Raw genomic sequence first — 17,959 nt, forward strand, 5'->3', positions numbered from 1 at the left:
TGCTCGCCTCCTCTTTTTGATTGGCTAAAGTCGAGTTCAAGAAGTCGGGGATCTGGGCAGCAAAGTTAATGAGCCAGATAAAATTGCAACAGCGATATTGCTCGCCTGTATAAAGACAAATCGACCTCGTGAACTTCAATTCCTTGCCCAATGCGTTGCAGCAGCGTTAGTGTCAATTCACCGCCCAAATGTTCTTGAAACTCAGTCAAACCCCGGAATAAACAACGAGGATGTTTTAATTGTGCTGATTGTTCAGCTAGTTCTGGCACATACAACGTAAAACCTAGCGCTGACAAGGTATTCAGTATTTGTTGCCACTCTGAACAACAAAGCAATCCTAAAAGATAGGAATAGGTACTATCTAAAGCGATACCGATCGCAACCGCTTCTCCATGACGTAAACTATAGTCTGTTAAATGCTCCAGTTTATGAGCTGCCCAATGACCAAAGTCTAGGGGACGGGATGAACCCATTTCAAAAGGATCGCCACTGTTGGCAATATGTTCTAAGTGTAACTGGGCGCAACGATAGATTACTTGTTGCATAATCTCCATGTCTCGCCGGACAAGGGCTGCGGTGTGGGAGTAGATAAAATCAAAGAAGTGAGCATCCTTAATCAGCGCCACTTTCACTGCTTCTGCAATCCCAGAACGCCAATCGCGATCGCTTAGAGTTGTCAAAAAGCTAGAGTCATTGATAACTGCATAAGGTGGAGCAAATGTGCCGAGAAAGTTCTTTTTACCAAAGGCATTAATCCCGTTTTTTACTCCTACAGCCGAATCATTTTGTGCTAACACTGTTGTCGGTATGCGGATGAGGCGAATTCCTCGGTGAGCGGTTGCAGCTGCATATCCTACCAAGTCCAACAATGCCCCACCTCCAATAGCCAACAGATAGGAATGGCGACACAATCGGGCTGCTTCAATATATTGGTGAATTTGCTCTAGCAACGTGCGATCGTTCTTAGCGGCTTCCCCTCCCGGAATTACTATCGGCTCAATCGGCAGCGTGATTATTTCTGCATAGAATTTGGTATACGCTACTAATTGTTTGAGCAAGCCAGGTTGGAACTTTAATAATCCTGCATCTATAATCACTAATACTTTTTTAGGCTTTGTCTCCCGATCAGATGTAATTAATTGGGCTAAAGTGGGATTTTTTAACTCAAACAGATTGTTCGTAAAGTAAATACCATAATTGAAGCTTACCGAGACACTTTGTTGAATCGGTTGCAAATTAAATCTACTTTTTTGCTTGATGTTTAGTATCATATTTTTGCTGATATGTAAACGTGGCACGATTCAAAGCCTCAAGGAATATTTCTACCGAACCAGAACCTTCAACATTGACTTTGTTATTGATAATGAAAAACGGCACACTAGTAATGCCATTTAACCAAGTAAATGTTGATGCAGCCACAAATGTATTAATTGGAGCGTCACTACTTAATTGCAACCGTAATTTGGTAGAATCCATTTGGTAAGCTGTACCGATGGCGACAAGAACCTCAATATTTCCAATGTTCAAACCATCTTCAAAATAAGCTTGATAAATTGCTTCTACAATATCGTTCTTGATATTTTTTGGTGCGATCGCAATCAGGCGATGGGAAAGTTTACTATTAACCGCCAAACGAATTTTGTTTAAATTTAACTTAACCCCAGCTACCTCACCTACACGTCGCATATACTCAAATAGATCCTGAAGTTCTTTCATTCCGTAGCCTGTTCTTGCTTGCATAAAGCTACGGAAATTGTACCCACAACGAGGGATACTATTGTTGAGAACTAAGGGATGCCAGCGAATATTTATCTCTTCTTCTTGCCATTGTGCCAGGGCATCAAAAAGATGCTTTTTTCCAATTCGGCTCCAAGGGCAAACTGTATCGTAAAAAATGTCGATCAGCATAATTTATCTTATCCGAATGCTGAGGAAGCGGTTGAAATAAGGGTATGTAGTGAACGCTTAGTAAATTTAAACTTTCAATTTGAACTAGAGATACAGCAGTTTGCAACTGAGTGAATTCAAGAACATAACGATAATAACTAGATATGATTCTGACTTTGACTCTTAATTTCTGCTGTAAATTATCGGTGTACTTCTGTATGTAACTGTGGTTCAAATTCTAAATTGCAATCATTTTGAGAAATTGTAGGTAAAGGCTGTAAAAAATGGTCAATTTTTTCTGCCCAAAATCTTTGGGTACATTCAAACTCTTGAATTAATGCGGCTCGGTCTTTCTTTTCTACTAACTTTGCTAAACGGCTGTAAGTCCTAGCTAAAGAGCTAATTGCCTCACATCTATCTTCTGTCGCCAGCATAATGTCAACACATAGGTAAGGGCTTTGAGAAAACAAACGTTTGACGATATCTATTTCTTGGCGATAGCTGGGAGTTGATATTGATAAACTACGTTCTATATCGATTCTGGCTTGCATTAAGAACACGCCAAGGCTAAATCGTAAGAAATGCTGCGTTGCTTGAATGATTATCATCATTTGATCGTGTTCTTCAGGCGTACAGAAGATTATTTCCCCACCTTTAATTTTGATAAAGTCTAATAACCATTGAAATGAATCATCGTTACGACCTGGACATACAACCACTTTTTGCCTACAGAACGATTTAATCCTAGGTCCAAACATAGGGTGTAAACCCATGACGGGGCCTGAGTGATGTTCCAGCATTGCTTGAGTTGGTGCAGTCTTGATACTTGTGATGTCGCATAAAGCTGTTGTTGGGGCAATGTATTGGGCTGCACGCTTGATGACATCAACTGTCTGTTCGATGGGAACGCTAATTAAAACTAATTCTGCCTTACCCAAAAGTTGATCGGCATACTCCCAATCCTCATGTTCAAGGATACTAACGTTATGACCTTCCAACGAAAGCTGCTCTTGGAATAATCTTCCCATCCTACCACCTCCGCCAATGATGGTAATTTGCCGGGGTCTGACAAGATTTATTGATGTAGAATCAGGGGTAAGTGTGGCATGGCAACTATTTACTACACCTGCCCAAATAGATTCAGGAAGACCAGTTTGCGCAAGTAGGGGAGCGACATCAGTTATTTGTTCTTCTAAAGTAGGAAGTTCTGATGCTGCTAATAGTGATAAGCGATCGCTTAATAGAGCGATCAAACGTTGGTCAGTTTGTTTGAGCTTATTTAAATTAGAGGATTTCCCTGCCATTGTCCCTGCCTCAAAGTTTCAAATATCAACACTAAAATCCAAAATGGCATTACTCAATTAGTGCGTATTCACGACTTGACTCGACCAAAGGTTTTTGTCCTCGGAGTACGGAATTATCGTTAAACAACTGTCGCTGATCTATAAATGTTGGGTTGAGCCAATCAGACTCTCGCATTTGACCACTTTGGCTGTAAGCTAAAAGAGCATTTTGATAACAAACTGCCTGCACAGCAGCTTGAGAAATTCCCCTTTCCAGCATCAATTGAGCAGTTTTAGGTACAGCTAAGGGATCGCTGATTCCCCAATCAGCACTACTATCTACAATGATGCGATCGCTTCCATAATGGCGGACAATTTCTACCATGCGAGCATTCCCCATTTTGGTGTTTGGGTAAATTGTGAATGCTGCCCAAAAGCCTCGCTCTAAAACTTCTTCAACTGTCTCTTCATTGTTGTGATCCACAATCACCTGCGATGGCTTTAACCCATGCTCAATACAGACATCCATACTGCGGCTTGTGCCTGCTTTTTTGTCGCGATGGGGCGTATGAATCATCACCAACATATTTAGTTCTTTTGCCAGTTCTAGCTGTAGGCGGAAGTATTTGTCTTCGGCTGGGGTCATATCATCATAGCCAATTTCACCAATGGCTACTACACCCTCTTTGTAAAGATACAGAGGCAATAATTCCATTACTTGCTCTGCCAACGCTTCGTTATTGGCTTCTTTGGAATTCAAGCCAATTGTGCAATAATGCTTGATACCAAACTGAGCAGCCCGAAACCTTTCCCAACCAACTAAGCTGCTGAAATAATCTTGAAAAGAGCCAACATTAGTACGAGGTTGCCCCATCCAAAAAGCTGGTTCAATTACAGCTACAATACCGGAATCGCGCATCATTTGGTAATCGTTGGTTGTGCGCGAACTCATGTGAATATGAGGGTCAATAAACAGCTGGGTTTTAGCATTAATACTGTTATTCATAGATTCTCAAGTCAGGATTAAGTGAAAATTTTTAGCTTTTAAACTCGTTGCAAATCTGCTAAAGTCTCAACGTCAGCAAACGGACTCACTAGTGGTAAGATTTCGGGAGAAACTGAGCGATTAGCGCGATCGCGTTCGTGGGCATAGTCAATTAACATCCTCGCTAACTCGGGGTTAGCTCGAAGATCAAGACCCTGAATTAAATGTAGAGGACTGCCTACAAACAAAGCTTTTAGCACCATTTGGTTCCAAGCCTGGTTGTCAAAATAATGTGCAGGATAGGGATTTCTGAGAGCGATCGCATTAAATACTGCTGTGATATTACTGCGAACTCCTTCAGCCGCCCGTTTTTGCCACTGATTTGGGTAAAGCAGAAGGGGTAAGGCTTGATAGAGAGCCACTAATTCTTCTATGCCAGCAGTTGTGAATATCTGCTCTATTGTGTGCAAATATTTCTCAGCATTATCTGCTGGGAGCGTCAATAGCAGTAATGTCCGAGCGGCTTGATCCACACTCCAATGGGCAGGAAACCAACCTGCTTGCATTACCGAAGCTGCTTTTAAGTCTTTGAGGTTTAGCTCAAGCGGCTTTTTACCTGTGTAGCGGGACACGGCACTAAACGTAGTGAAAAATCCTCGACCGCTAGCACCGTTGCGGATCTGCTCCCTTTGCTCATCTAGCCAGGTAACAGCTTCTAGATTGAGTTCTTGTAAAAGCCAGTGACGTAGTAGGCTAGTTGTACTCGTAAGCTTCAAATGAATTACAGCAGCAGACATAACACTGATTATGAATTATTGATTTTTCTTGATCTACTACACTCTTGTGTTGTCCTCTGTGTGACGGACACTTTGCTTCCTTCGATAAACCCGTCCACGCAAGTGTCCCCCCCTGCATCTGTGCGTGATACCAATTCACGAAAACCTTGCTACAGATAGATCTCTCGTAGGGGCACGGCAATACCGTGTCCTTATTAACGTATTTGTATCATGATGAAAGTGAAACGGTATGAGATAAAAAAGATATGTAGTTGTTAAAATTTCTCAGATGCTTCACTGCCCTATGCTCAGCATGAAAAAGATATATTTTTAAATACAAATGCTTCAGACCGATTAACGGGGTGAGGAAAAGAACTAAATACTATCTCCTCCCCATCTCCCCGATATTTAGCCCCAGTTCAGTGAAATTGAAATTTGGGATTTTGCTACCAGTTACTTAGCTAAACTAACCGCCGCCTTTTGCTGCTGGCGCTTCTTCAATCTGACAGCAGTAGCCCCTACTCCGAATAATACTAGACCTAGCACTGAACTAGGTTCAGGCACTTGAGATGCACCTTCTACTTTTAACACTTGGACGCGTCCTTGGAAAAAGTCACCTACATACAATTTGCCATCCTTGTATGCTGTGCCAGCTGTCCAGTTAAATGTGCCTGGTGTCAGGTCAAGAGGGTCTCCAAAAGGTGGCTCACCTAGTTGGGGTGGTGGCGCGGCGGCAGGTTTACCAAATGCAGTCAAGAATTTACCATCTTTATCAAATGCCTGGACGCGGCTGTTGATGGAATCCGCCACATAGATATTCCCAAACTCGTCCACTTCGATGCCGATTGGCTGATTAAACTCTCCCGGCCCAGTGCCTTGTTTACCAAATGTCAAGATAGGCTTACCTTCTGGCGAGAGTACCTGAACGCGGTTATTAAACTGGTCACTCACATAGAAATTTCCATTAACTGGAGAAATTCTTACACCTGCTGGTCCTTGAAACTTCCCAGGTTCAGTTCCAGAACTACCAATGCTGCCAATTAGCTCACCGTCTTTAGTGTATTTATTGATTTTGTCGCCGCTAAAATCACCTATATACACATTGCCAGTTTTATCGAATGTCACACCAGATGGTCCAAAGAAAGCTCTACCCGGTATCAGACCGCCAAATGAACCAAAGGATTTAATATAACTACCTTGAGGATCGTAAATATTGACGCGGTTATTAAAAACATCACCGACATACAGATTCTTTGTCTGCGGATCAATTTCTAGCGCTGATGGCTCGTCAAATTCTCCGGGTCCTTTGCCGCCCTTACCAATGGACCTAAGATACTGACCTTGAGGATTGAATACATCGACCTTGTTACCGATGTTCGGATTAAAGCTGCCATCAGGGTTAAGACCGCGACCGTTACTTACCAGGATATTCCCTGAGTCATCCACCGTGATGCCTTGAGGAACAAAGAGCTGCCCTGGACCGAAGCCAGGGCTACCAATACTACTGTCGTACTTTAGCGACAAGGACTTGGCTGGGGCAGATGTTGCCAATACCGTGAATCCGGCACCAAGAATGGTGATTGATAAACTTTTGACTAATCCCATGATTTTGAAATCCTGGTTGTGTAGGTTAAAAGCTTTTGCAGTAAGGGCTTAAGCCCTCACTACTAGCCAAAATTTAGAAGGAATTAAACTACTTCTGCCTTCGCTAATTTTTTGTGTTTCTGCTTCTGCTTTAAACTTGCGCCTAAAGCAGCAGCTGTTAGTACACCTAATATGGAAGTCGGTTCAGGAACGTCTCGAGGATCAATTCTGATGATTTGCCCTGTGCCTGCAAGTCTAGCTCGGTTGGAGATATATAAATCACCATCAGGTCCATAAGTAATGCCAGAAGCAGCCTCTAGTCCATGACCACTCCAGATAGTTGTGCGAGTACCATCCTTGCCTATTTTGATCAGTGAACCACTAATATCACCAGTGATAATACCGCCTTGCTGAATCTCCTTCCATTCTGCATTGTTCATGTGTTGCAATGCGTACAAATTCCCCTCTGGGTCGTATGCCACACCAGTTAACTGTGTAAAGCCATCCGCAAGGACTTTTGCTTGCAAGCTATCGGGGTCTAGGCTCAAGAGCCGCGCTTCTTTTTCGGGATAAGGAAAATAAGTATATTCACTTATAGTTAAATTGCCATCTGGAGCAATTGCTATACCTGTAGGTACTGATTGATTTGATACTGGAAGACCATTAGGAGCACTTGTATAACCTGGGGGTAGTGCTGCGCCTCCTGTTGGATCTACTGTCCCTTCAGGAAGTTGGGGAAATTCGAGTTTATCTGGTGAGATTAGTTTTTCAGGTATCTTAGCTACATTCTTAATCCCACTGCCATCGAGTCCTACGGAATATACCGCGTTTCCGCCCCCATCAACGACATAACCAGTATTACCCTTAATTGCCAGAGCGTAGGGGTTAGTAATTATATCGCTACCGTCGGGATTATTCTTAAGTTCATACTGTGCAAAATCAGCAAGGCTTGTCACTGCCTTGGTGTTTAAGTCGAGTTTATATAGCCGTCCCAGTGAAGGACTTTTGAGGACGCTATCGCGTTTGCTCGGATCGCCTGCGTAACCTGTCAAGAAATAAGCGTTGTTATGAGAATCAAATTTGATATCCGCAGGACCGGCAGCTTGTTCTCCAGAGGGTGTTAATGCTAAAGATGTCAGATTTGAAAGTATATTTTCTTTCTTACCGCCTGGAGTAATTTTGAGAATGCTACCGTTTTCACCAGCACTTAAGGGAATATATTGAGCGCTTGGTGATGGAATGGATCTTCCGTCTTTGCCATCACCGCCATACCCACTTTCTGTTACATAAAGATTGCCAGTACCATCAAAGCCGATACCTCGGGGATTATTCAGACCATCGGCAACTACGGAAAACGATGCAGCCTCCGCAGCTTTTGTGCCAGCAGTAGTGGCAAGACAAAATGTGAAAAATGTTAGAGCAATTGATTTGAGTTTCATACCATTGAATGGAGGTTGAAAGTTAGTAAGTTGTAGAAATTTTTATGGTTTTAGATGCAACAAAGCTAATTTCCTGGAGAGTGTAGGGAAGACATTACCCTTGTTGAGCAGCGCTGTGATTGGGTTGAAACTCTTTGATGAGCAGTTTGGTAGCTCTACTCTTGCGCCATCGATCAACAGCCAAAGCACCAAGCACTAATAATCCGCTTAAAGCAAAATTAGGTTCAGGTACAGACTTAATATTTTCAATTCTGAGAATTTGTCCTTGTCCGGGGCGATCGCCTCTATTTGTGATATAAATTGCACCATCAGGACCAATAGTCAAAGCGCTTGCTGACTCTAAACCATCCCCACTGAGAATAGTTTTGCGAGTCCCATCAGCAGCTATTTCAATCAGAGAACCATCTAGATTACCCTTCCAGGCTGGGTGATTGGCGTACTGCAAAGCATACAAATTGCCCTTAGCATCAAATTCTAAGTCTGTTAGTTGTGTAAAGCCATCTGCATAGATTGTTGGTTTACCATCAGCGCCAATCCGATAGATTTTTGCTCCATCTTCTGGGAAGGGAAAGCCAGTAAATTGGCTGATGTAATACGCACCATCTGGACCTTTTGCCACATTCGAGGGTACAGCTTGAGTTGAAAATTGCGATAGCGGTGGTTCATCTGTAGTTGGTACTTGGGTTGGTTCGTTAGATGGGGAATCAGAAGGTGGGAAGACTGGATTAATTAATATGTCTTTAGAAAATGCAGTAATCGCCTGCAAATTACTTCCATCAGTATTCACACTGAGTAAGTCGTTTGCACCTGCATCAACCGCGACAATTTTATTACCATCTATCGCAAAGCCCAAGGGATTGCTACCTAAATTATCGCCATCAGGGTTGTTAGCAAGTTCATAGTTAGCTAAATCGGCAATACTCTGCCAGGAATTTGTTTTAAAGTCGGGAGTGACAATTTTTCCGAGGTCAGTTTTACCAAGATTGCGATCGCGAAAGGTCGGATCAGCCGCATAGCCAACTAGAACATAAGGCTTACCTGTACTATCAAATTTAATATCACGAGGACCAGCTGCTCCAGTACCATCCGGTAACGCTAAGGAAGGAAGTCCTGTAAGTACAGGTTTGACCTGACCATTCTCAATTCTACTAACTGCACCACTAGAGCCATAGCATAAAGCATCTCCCTGCCCACTTGCTGGTGGAACACAAGCTCCATTTCCTCCCGTTCCCGCCTCTGTAACATAAAGATTACCGTCAGGACCAAAGCTTAAACCGCCTGCATTATTCAGACCGTCGGCAAGTACCGAAAACGATGCAGCTTCCGCAGCTTTCATTCCAGAAAAAGCGGCAACACAAAAAGTTAGAAAAGTAATAGTGAGTTGCGTCAGTTTCATGTGTTGCAATATTAGCCCTGAACGAGTTTTGTAAATTAATCCTTAGTGCTTCTTAGTTGTGTAAAAGCTTATCTTTGCAGTGCTAACTCCTCTTGAGTTCTTGGTATATAGCTCATCCCTCTATCAAAAGATTTCAAATTACCAGCTTTGGCTTCGGTGAGACGTTTAATGTTCATACTCTCAGCCCCAAAGTCTTCAATCTGGAGTTTGCCATGAACAAAAGGTTCATTGTTTTTCCAGAATGTGATTCGATGCAGGATGAATCCAGGCGCATCCGGGTCACCAAAAGCATAGGCGGTTGGGATTAATAGCGCCACAGAACGCTGGTAAAAGTTGTAGTCAGGATAAAAGTGTTCTTGTTCAAGCAAGTAATATTTGCTCAAACTATGCAACCGCAAGGATACTTTTACCTTTTGGTCATACTCATCTTTAAATTCGCCCACATCAGGAGTAATCTCACCATTTGGACGTAGTAGATGCGCCCACTCATCTATGTTCCGTAGGTCTTTTAAGTATTCAACCCCGATTTCAACTGGTGCATCAACATAGATAGTGTCAGTATCGATAAAGTAGCGTCCTTTAGCTGCTGTGGTACGCTCAGCTTTTCTTTCTAAAATGCCTTTGAGAGAACGACACTCAGAAGTATGTACTGTGTGAATTCCCTGCATAATCATCTGAGTTTGTCGTCTTGGATCGACAAAGCTCAGCCAGTGGAAGTACACACCCGCTTCATCGGTTCCAGGCTCGATGTAGTCGGGAGGAAATAGCAAAACAGGATAAACCTGAAAATATTTCTGGTACTCAAACCCGCAGTGCCACTCAATGCCATAGAAAAGAGGGTTTTCTAGTTTTTTAACGTGATAGTAGAGATTTTTATGATATCCAGAGGCACTTCCCAGCCAAGTATCTTCGTCAATCTGCTCTCTCATGCGGCTAAAGAGCGTCCAATCGTCCAAGTTTTTTAAACTGCAAAGATAGTCGAAGGCTGTTTTAGGTGAAGTTGCGATATAAGCTGATGTTGCAAATGTATTTTTTTCCATTAGTACTCCTGACATAAACAATAAATAACTCAGTACGGAAGATTAGCAATTAAGCAGCAATTTCTTTAGTCTTTCTGGCTTTAGCACTGATTATTCGTTCTTCCGCTAATCGTTTAGCAGCATCATTAGTGGTAATTCCTTGCTGGTTAGCAATTTCAAAAATTGCTAATAATGTGTCATAAATGTTATGTACTTGCTTAAATGCTTTTTCTTCGTTATAGCCAATCATTTCGTTATAAACATTGATTAATCCTCCTGCATTAATTACATAATCTGGGCAGTAAAGAATACCTTTTTCTGTAAGCATTTGGCTATGTAACTGCTCATTACCTAACTGATTATTAGCAGCACCAGCAATAATTTGAGCTTTTAGAAACGGAATTATCTGGCTATTAATGATTCCACCCAAAGCGCAAGGAGAAAATATATCTACATCAAGAGAGTAAATTTCCTCTGGGTCTACAATCGTTGCTCCAAAAAGCCTTTGAATTTCCTCTGTTTTAGCTGGGTTTACATCACTAACAAAAAGTTGAATTCCATGCTCATGTAAGTGCCTACAGAGACTTTTACCAACATTACCTAGTCCTTGAACCGCAACTTTAAGTCCTTCAAGTTGTCTACTTTGGAAACGAAACTCTACAGCGGCTTTAATTCCTAAAAAAACTCCTAAAGATGTAATTGGAGCCGGGCCACCAGACTTTTCTGATACCCCAACTACATAATTAGTTTCTTGATTAATTGTCCGCACATCTTGAGGGGTAATATTTACATCTTGTCCTGTAATAAAACGTCCATTGAGGCTGTTGACAAAACGTCCATAAGCTTGCAACATCTCATCTGTTTTGTTTTCAGGATTAGCAATAATGACTGCTTTACCACCACCAGCCGGAATATTTGCACAAGCAGCTTTGTATGTCATACCACGACTAAGACGAAGAGCATCTTGTAAAGCAGCTTCTTCACTGACATAAGGGAAGAGTCTTGTAGCCCCCATTGCTGGGCCTAAGCTCGTATCATGAATGGCAATAATTGCTTTAATATCTGGATTTCTTCCATGACAGAAGAGAATTTGCTCGTGACCCATTTCTTTAACAGTTTCAAATAGCAGCATTTTTGCCCCTCATAGCAATTTTAGATTTTGGATTTAACATCCTTACCATCAGGTATATCCAGAAATCTCAACCAATACTATTTATTTCAATTTGGTACTAATATTGATTGGGGATTGATTAAAGCAAGTAATGAATCACCAATAAAGGAATTTGACACTCAGAGCCAGGCTTTGCTTTCGCTGCATTGAGGATAAAGTATGAAAAAAATCTGAGAAATCAAAGATGCAAAATCTTATTTTTGTGGCGTAGTTATTTGCTGTGATAAAAATTTTTTTGCTTCAGGTTTCATTCTTTATCCTTGAGTTTAAGGGATGAATAGTGCGAATCTAGCCAGACAATATAAGTTGCAAACTCCCAATTTTTGGTGGTGTCTGATTGTGTAAAACAACAGAAAAATCGTAATGCTTTAACCTTAAACCGATGGAAATGAAACTGGCTTGGCTAAACTTTTACCTAAACTTGATTTGACTCCTTGTGCAGCCAAACTCTTATTACGCGCACCAGAGGGTGCAGGTAGATCTGGATCGATAACTACATCAATTACAAAAGGAGCAGTTGAGGCGATCGCTTGTTCTAAGGCCGCTTCAATATCTGACTCTCTAACAACTCCAATAGCTTCTGCTCCCATCCCGCGAGCAATCATGGCGAAATTTGTTGGTGGAATACTTGCATCTGCGCCTTGTAACCCCAACATTTTCATCCCTTGATGGCACATGTTGTAACGAGCATCGTTAAGTACAATCCAGATGGCAGGAATTTTATATTTTACGGCTGTACTAATTTCGTTATTCATCAGCATTGCACCGTCGCCGACAATCGCTACAGCTTTGCCATTTCGAGCTTTTGCTGCACCCAATACTCCGGTGACTGCATGACCCATCGCCCCGACGCCAGTGCTGACTCGGTAACGATTGGCTTGGACAAAATGCAGTAGATGGGTTGACCAAGTAAAGGAGTTACCACACTCTGCCATGACTACCGCATCACTACCCTCAACAATGATCTTTTGAATTGCTGCCATCAATACTTCTGGCCGCACTGGATAGTCTATATCTGCATCCGATCCAAATACTTTGCGTTCTGGATGAGGTAGCGATAAAGGTTTGTAAATAGCAGGAGCATCTGGTAACTGCTCTAACAGTTCCTCTACATAAGCTTTAATATCAGACTGAACGGAGAAAGTTTCAACGTGTGGATAAGCCACCCCTGGTACTTGTGGGTCAATATCTACATGGATGAAGCCTCCTTTCGGAACCAAAGCTGAACTCCAGAAGGAAGTCGGTTCACTCAAACGAGTTCCTAGTACGAGTGTGTGTAGTGGCGGTTTCTGTTCCATATAAGTTAAGACGGAACTATGACCACCTAGACCTGTGACACCCACAAATTGAGGATGATCTTCGGGAAATATGCCTTTACCACGGGGAGAACACATCACTGCTGCCCCGGTTTTCTCTGCGAGTTGGCGAATTTCGTCTGCGGCGTTACGAGCGCCAAAACCAACCCAGATGGCAAAGGGGCCAGAAGATAGTAAGTCTAAAGATTTGGCGATCGCTTCTTTGTGAGGTGCGATCGCTGGATAAGAAATATCTAGTTGAGGCAAGGATATATCATCAACTAAACTTGTTTGCACAGCAGTAGGAATGCTGATATGAGCAATAAATCCTCCTGGTTGGGCTAAAGCAAGAGCAAGTTTGCGAAAAATCTGCGGTAACTGAGCGCCAGATTCCACAGTAATTGCATAATTAAACAATGCACCTGAGGTAAAAATTCCGCCACTAGGTAAAGTGTCAGTGCTGGTTTCCTGAATTGCCCAACGTCCGCGCTGGGGTGCTGAGGTACAAGCTGATAGCAAAATTACCTTTGCACCTTCACCACGAGCCGCAAATAACCCCGTCAGAGAGTTGGTGATCCCTGGTCCTGCTGTGGTAAACACTACAGTAGGGCGATCGCTGGCAAAGTATGCCTCCACTGCTGCAAAAGCTGCCCCTGCTTCGTGACGGAAATTCAACACCTCAATGTTGCTATTCGATAGCGCACACCAAAGGCTTGCCATCGCGCCGCCTGCAACGCCAAAAGCGTAGCCCACGCCTAACTGTTCCAACATCTGAGCAGTTGCATCTGCAACCGAAAGCGTTGGGGCTATTTCATTGTCTAAAAAAGGTTGAATTCGCGTGTTATTCTCCAATCCATCAAGCTGATGGGAATCGTCAGATGCAGATTCTACAGACCCATTTGGTGGGAATTCCCTGTATGAATCAGTAGTGATTAAGGGAGAATTTGGACCAGTATAATTTTGACTCATTGCTTTCACATAATTCCAGATACTTGCACAAAGGCTCTTGAGGTTCCATTTATTCCATTAGTATTATCTAATACAGATAATTTTGTGATTTTTTTACGGTGATGACCCAGCCGAATCGGTAAAGATAGTTGATTACTTCTGATTGCTGCTTTTAAAATCAGCAGCAGAAATTTTAGATAAAAAGTAAAACAACTAAGACTGTGCTTCTTAAAAGCAGAATAAAAGAGATAAAGACTATTTATCAATGAAAAATCTTTTGATGGGACAAGCATTTTTTTCGCTTTTATCCTTGGTCGTGTTAACTACACCAGCCACTTAGCTAAATTTATCGATTGATACGTGGCGATACTTGGTAAGCTATGTAGCTATGTTGACATTTATGCAAGTTCAAATTCGCTGACACAAACTGCCTACATCAAAGTATGACCATAACCACCTCAGCGTTCAATTTTTTATGTTGCAACTAAACATTTTTAGTAACAATTGTTTGTGGTAAGAAACACATACAATTTTAATCTTTGTTGTCTTGTTCAATACAACATTAAGCAATTTGTCCCAATCTTTGCATCAAATGTATTTCGTATGATAGATGACTTAGTAATTTTGATATAAACACTTATTTATATGTATTATAAGCTACTAAAATTAATAGTAAATATACTTCTTGGGGCAGATGATTCAACATATTCTTCTGTAGTTAGATTCCTGAGAGAGCTAATAAGAAAAAAATAACTAAATCGGTAAAAATGGCACTAAAACTGGTACTGCAACTTATTTACAATTAGATAAAATTACATCACCTGGTTTAAGTAAGTATGCTATCTATTTAGCCATTAAAGGATTTAATTTTTTAGTTGAGTCAGGAGAATTATGTAAATCTGTTGCACAAAAGTCTTCTTTTTTGTCGCAAATTTTTTCATTCAAAATAAAGCATAGATAAGTTGATTGTAGCTATCCAGATATTTTTAAAAAATTTTTATTAATATCTTTGTTAACTTTTGTAAAATTATTATATTATAATCATTTATAGGGAGGTTAAAAGCAAAGTTAAAATTACAGAGATTTGTGATTATTAGCTTATAGATGGCTGGTTTGCCTACTTATTAAAGGGAGAGAGTAGGAATGGATATTGATGAATATACGTTAATTAAATCCAAATCTCAATCGGCGTTACAGTCAGAAGAAGCGTTAGAATTTGCCTATTTCTTAATAAATAATTCGCTAGATGCTGCTTTCTGTTTAGGAAAGAATGCAGAGTTTCTTTACGTCAATGACGCAACTTGTCTGATGAGCGAGTATTCTCGTGAGGAATTACTAGCCATGACGCTGCGTGACATAGATGTAGACTTTCAGCTGCAAAACTGGTCAGAAAAATGGCAATCTCTAGTGCAAAGTGGTACACAGAATTCACTTACCTTTAAATCACGCTATCGCACCAAGGGAGAGCGAATCTTTTTGGTAGAAATATCTCTCACTTATGTAAAACACCAAGATAAGGAGTTTTGCTGTGCCTTTGCTCGTGAGAAGAGTAATGAAGTAGTAGAGATGAGCGTACAAAAATGGACTGACGAATTAAGGGATACGAAACTCCATCTGCAACAGGAAGTTTCTACACTCAAGGCGAAAAAGACAGAACTGGAAACATCCCTATCTGTACTGCGCTCTACTTTTGAATCTACTGCCAACGCGATCGTCGCTGTTAATTTTGATGGCGATATTCTCAGCTTTAATCAGAAATTTATGGATATGTGGCAGATTCCAGAATCTCTGATTCTCTCGAAAAAATGCCCTCGCTGTAAAACCTTTTTTGAGAACCAACTTAAAGATCCAGAAGCTTTTAGCCGACTGGTTTGGGAGGTTTCTAGCGAATGTGATTTTGAGAGTTATGACATTCTAGAGTTGAAGGATGGAAGGATATTCGCACACTACTCTAAACCTCAATGGCTTGGTGAAAAAATAATTGGCAGAGTGTGGAGCATTTGGGACATTACTGAATCCAAAAAAACTGAGGAAGCACTACGCCTGAACGAAAAAAGATTTCGGACTTTGGCAGAAACGTCAGATGCTAGTACTCTCTTGATTCAAGGTATGCGAATTTGCTATGTAAATCGAGCTGTGGAGTTACTTACTGGATATACAAAACAAGAACTGCTAACTAACTTTGATATACGTCGATTAATCAAGAGTAAAAAAAGCAGAGCGGTAAGCAGCCAAGGTGAAGGAACTAACTTTGAATATCAGGAAATAAATATCTTAACAAAAAAAGGTAAGGAGCGCTGGCTAGCTTGCGCGGTGACAATGCTACCGGGAGGTCCGGATTTTGGGGAAAAACCTGTCGAACTAATCTCAGGTATTGATATTACGGATTACAAATATGCAGAATCAGAGCTTAGCCAAGCTTTAGAACAAGCAAAACAACTTAGTGAACTCAGAGCACGTTTCCTTTCTATGGTCTGCCACCAATTTCGCACACCACTGAATATTGTTTCATTTTCTAATAGCTTACTAAAACGGAATATCTACGAATGGACAGAGGAGAAAATCTTACCTTTACTTAATCATATTCAAACAGGTGTAGAACAGATCAGTCTGATGTTAGATGATATTCTGTACTTCGCTAAGGCAGAATCAGCAAAACTAAATTTTGATCCGAAATCTCTTGAGTTAGTTGGGTTTTGTAATGATTTAGTAGCGCAAATGCAAATGAGCAGTAGCCAAAACCAAATTCATTTTGTTACTGAAGCAAACTGCTTAATAGCTTATATGGATCAAAAATTGCTGGAACCTATACTCAAGAATTTGCTCGAAAATGCAATTAAGTATTCACCGAATGGTAATGCAATTGATTTTAAACTCTCGTATGAGAAAAAAAAAGTAATTTTCCAGGTTAAAGATAGAGGTATTGGAATTGCTATAGAAGATCAACAACGAATATTTGAACCATTTTATCGAGGCAGCAACATAGACCATATCCCCGGTACTGGGCTAGGGTTATCCATTCTCAAAACACTAGTAGATTTACATGGCGGTCAAGTCACTGTGGAGAGTGAAATTGATGTAGGTACTGTGTTTACTGTCATATTACCGTCAGGAAATATAAATCTCCCAGATGCCAATTATCAGTAATCAAAACTCTGAGAAAGAGGTAACTACTCTTGCCCCTATTAATTTTCAGTATAGAGCTTAGTAACTATTCCTCGCCGAAAATTCTAGTGGTAGAAAAATGATGCACGAATCGCCGACAAAAATTCTTGTAATTGAAGATGATGCCATTACCCGCAATCTCTTCCTAGAGGGTCTTAAGGTTGAAGGATTTGATACAATAGGCGCTGAAAACGGTCTTGTTGGTATCCAGCGAGCACAAGAACATTTACCTGATTTGGTGATTTGCGATATTGTGATGCCCGATATAGATGGTTACAGCGTTCTAACTACGCTGCGCCAAGAACCTTGTACAGCAATCATGCCCTTCATTTTTCTCACTGGTAGCGACAGTAAAGCAGCTATGCGTAAAGGTATGGAGTTAGGAGCAGATGACTTTCTTGCCAAACCCTCTACCCTAGACGAATTACTCAAAGCGATCGCTACCCGGTTACAAAAGCAAGCTAATCTCGAAAACTGGTGGGCTAATAAATTTCAGAAAGCTTTGAAACCAGTATCCGCTAATAAAATTTTACCAACTGCTCCTGCTGAGTCAATCTTTCCCAGCATTCCCCAATTAAAAGAAGTTTTCGACTTTATCGAAGAACATTATCACCAAGGAATCACTCTGTGTGATGTCGCTGAAGCAGTAGGATATTCACCTGCTTATTTAACTAATCGAGTAGCAAAGCAAACAGGAGATACTGTAAATAATTGGATTGTCAAACGGCGGATGGCGGAAGCTCGTTTCTTGCTCCAACTCCAAAATAATAACCAGACAATAGAGCAAATAGCCCAAGCATTGGGCTATCAAGATGTATCCCACTTTTCTCGCCAGTTTCGTCAACATCACGGTTTACCTCCCCATGCTTGGCGCAAACAGCATCAAGTGACAGTACACAAACAAGTGATACCTATGACAGCGCGGTAGAGGTTGCCGCAGGCATCAGACGGCAATTCCTTTAAGGGGGTTAACCCTGCCAACAGACTGCCTCAACTTTGCAACAGAGGACA

Annotated in this window: 14 protein-coding genes; 2 read left to right on the plus strand and 12 right to left on the minus strand. The window is 41.3% G+C overall.

The window, feature by feature from the left end; translation table 11 throughout:
* Positions 1-65: 65 nt before the first annotated feature.
* The 12 genes from BV375_RS23155 to BV375_RS23210 form a co-directional block, all read right to left on the minus strand.
* On the minus strand, positions 66-1,271 hold the full coding sequence (locus BV375_RS23155; protein WP_086764746.1) for a 3-dehydroquinate synthase: 1,206 nt from the start codon (positions 1,269-1,271) through the stop codon (positions 66-68).
* Positions 1,243-1,908 carry a DsbA family oxidoreductase gene (locus tag BV375_RS23160; protein WP_086764749.1) on the minus strand — a complete coding sequence of 222 codons (666 nt, stop codon included), beginning with the start codon at positions 1,906-1,908 and terminating at the stop codon, positions 1,243-1,245. The genes BV375_RS23155 and BV375_RS23160 overlap by 29 nt, the downstream gene beginning before the upstream one ends.
* Before the next feature lie 179 nt (positions 1,909-2,087).
* Positions 2,088-3,191: a bifunctional chorismate mutase/prephenate dehydrogenase gene (gene tyrA / locus BV375_RS23165; protein ID WP_086764752.1), complete on the minus strand. Its 1,104-nt coding sequence runs from the start codon at positions 3,189-3,191 to the stop codon at positions 2,088-2,090.
* A gap of 49 nt (positions 3,192-3,240) precedes the next feature.
* Positions 3,241-4,176 (minus strand): TatD family hydrolase, encoded by a 936-nt coding sequence (locus tag BV375_RS23170; RefSeq protein WP_086764755.1) that lies wholly within the window; start codon positions 4,174-4,176, stop codon positions 3,241-3,243.
* 38 nt (positions 4,177-4,214) lie between these two features.
* Complete coding sequence (locus BV375_RS23175; RefSeq protein WP_086764758.1) at positions 4,215-4,952, minus strand: EboA family metabolite traffic protein; 738 nt, start codon at positions 4,950-4,952, stop codon at positions 4,215-4,217.
* A gap of 432 nt (positions 4,953-5,384) precedes the next feature.
* Positions 5,385-6,536, minus strand: a complete 1,152-nt coding sequence (scyF, locus tag BV375_RS23180) for a scytonemin biosynthesis PEP-CTERM protein ScyF (protein WP_086764761.1) — start codon at positions 6,534-6,536, stop codon at positions 5,385-5,387.
* 83 nt (positions 6,537-6,619) lie between these two features.
* On the minus strand, positions 6,620-7,954 hold the full coding sequence (locus BV375_RS23185) for a ScyD/ScyE family protein (RefSeq protein WP_086764764.1): 1,335 nt from the start codon (positions 7,952-7,954) through the stop codon (positions 6,620-6,622).
* Positions 7,955-8,048: 94 nt separating this feature from the next.
* Positions 8,049-9,350: a ScyD/ScyE family protein gene (locus tag BV375_RS23190; protein WP_086764767.1), complete on the minus strand. Its 1,302-nt coding sequence runs from the start codon at positions 9,348-9,350 to the stop codon at positions 8,049-8,051.
* Positions 9,351-9,418: 68 nt separating this feature from the next.
* Positions 9,419-10,390, minus strand: coding sequence for a scytonemin biosynthesis cyclase/decarboxylase ScyC (gene scyC / locus BV375_RS23195; protein WP_086764769.1), 972 nt, complete (start codon positions 10,388-10,390; stop codon positions 9,419-9,421).
* 49 nt (positions 10,391-10,439) lie between these two features.
* Entirely contained in the window at positions 10,440-11,501 is a 1,062-nt protein-coding gene (gene scyB / locus BV375_RS23200) for a tryptophan dehydrogenase ScyB (RefSeq protein ID WP_086764771.1), read from the minus strand.
* A 413-nt stretch (positions 11,502-11,914) separates the two neighbouring features.
* Positions 11,915-13,804, minus strand: coding sequence for a scytonemin biosynthesis protein ScyA (gene scyA / locus BV375_RS23205; protein WP_086764811.1), 1,890 nt, complete (start codon positions 13,802-13,804; stop codon positions 11,915-11,917).
* Between the two features lie 5 nt (positions 13,805-13,809).
* Positions 13,810-14,076: a hypothetical protein gene (locus BV375_RS23210; protein WP_086764773.1), complete on the minus strand. Its 267-nt coding sequence runs from the start codon at positions 14,074-14,076 to the stop codon at positions 13,810-13,812.
* Positions 14,077-14,926: 850 nt separating this feature from the next.
* Here BV375_RS23210 and BV375_RS23215 point away from each other — a divergent pair.
* Entirely contained in the window at positions 14,927-16,930 is a 2,004-nt protein-coding gene (locus tag BV375_RS23215) for a scytonemin biosynthesis sensor histidine kinase (protein WP_086764776.1), read from the plus strand.
* A 97-nt stretch (positions 16,931-17,027) separates the two neighbouring features.
* Positions 17,028-17,876, plus strand: a complete 849-nt coding sequence (locus BV375_RS23220) for a DNA-binding response regulator (protein ID WP_086764778.1) — start codon at positions 17,028-17,030, stop codon at positions 17,874-17,876.
* Positions 17,877-17,959 lie beyond the last annotated feature (83 nt).

It is taken from the genome of Nostoc sp. 106C (assembly GCF_002154725.1).
Lineage (GTDB): Bacteria > Cyanobacteriota > Cyanobacteriia > Cyanobacteriales > Nostocaceae > Aulosira.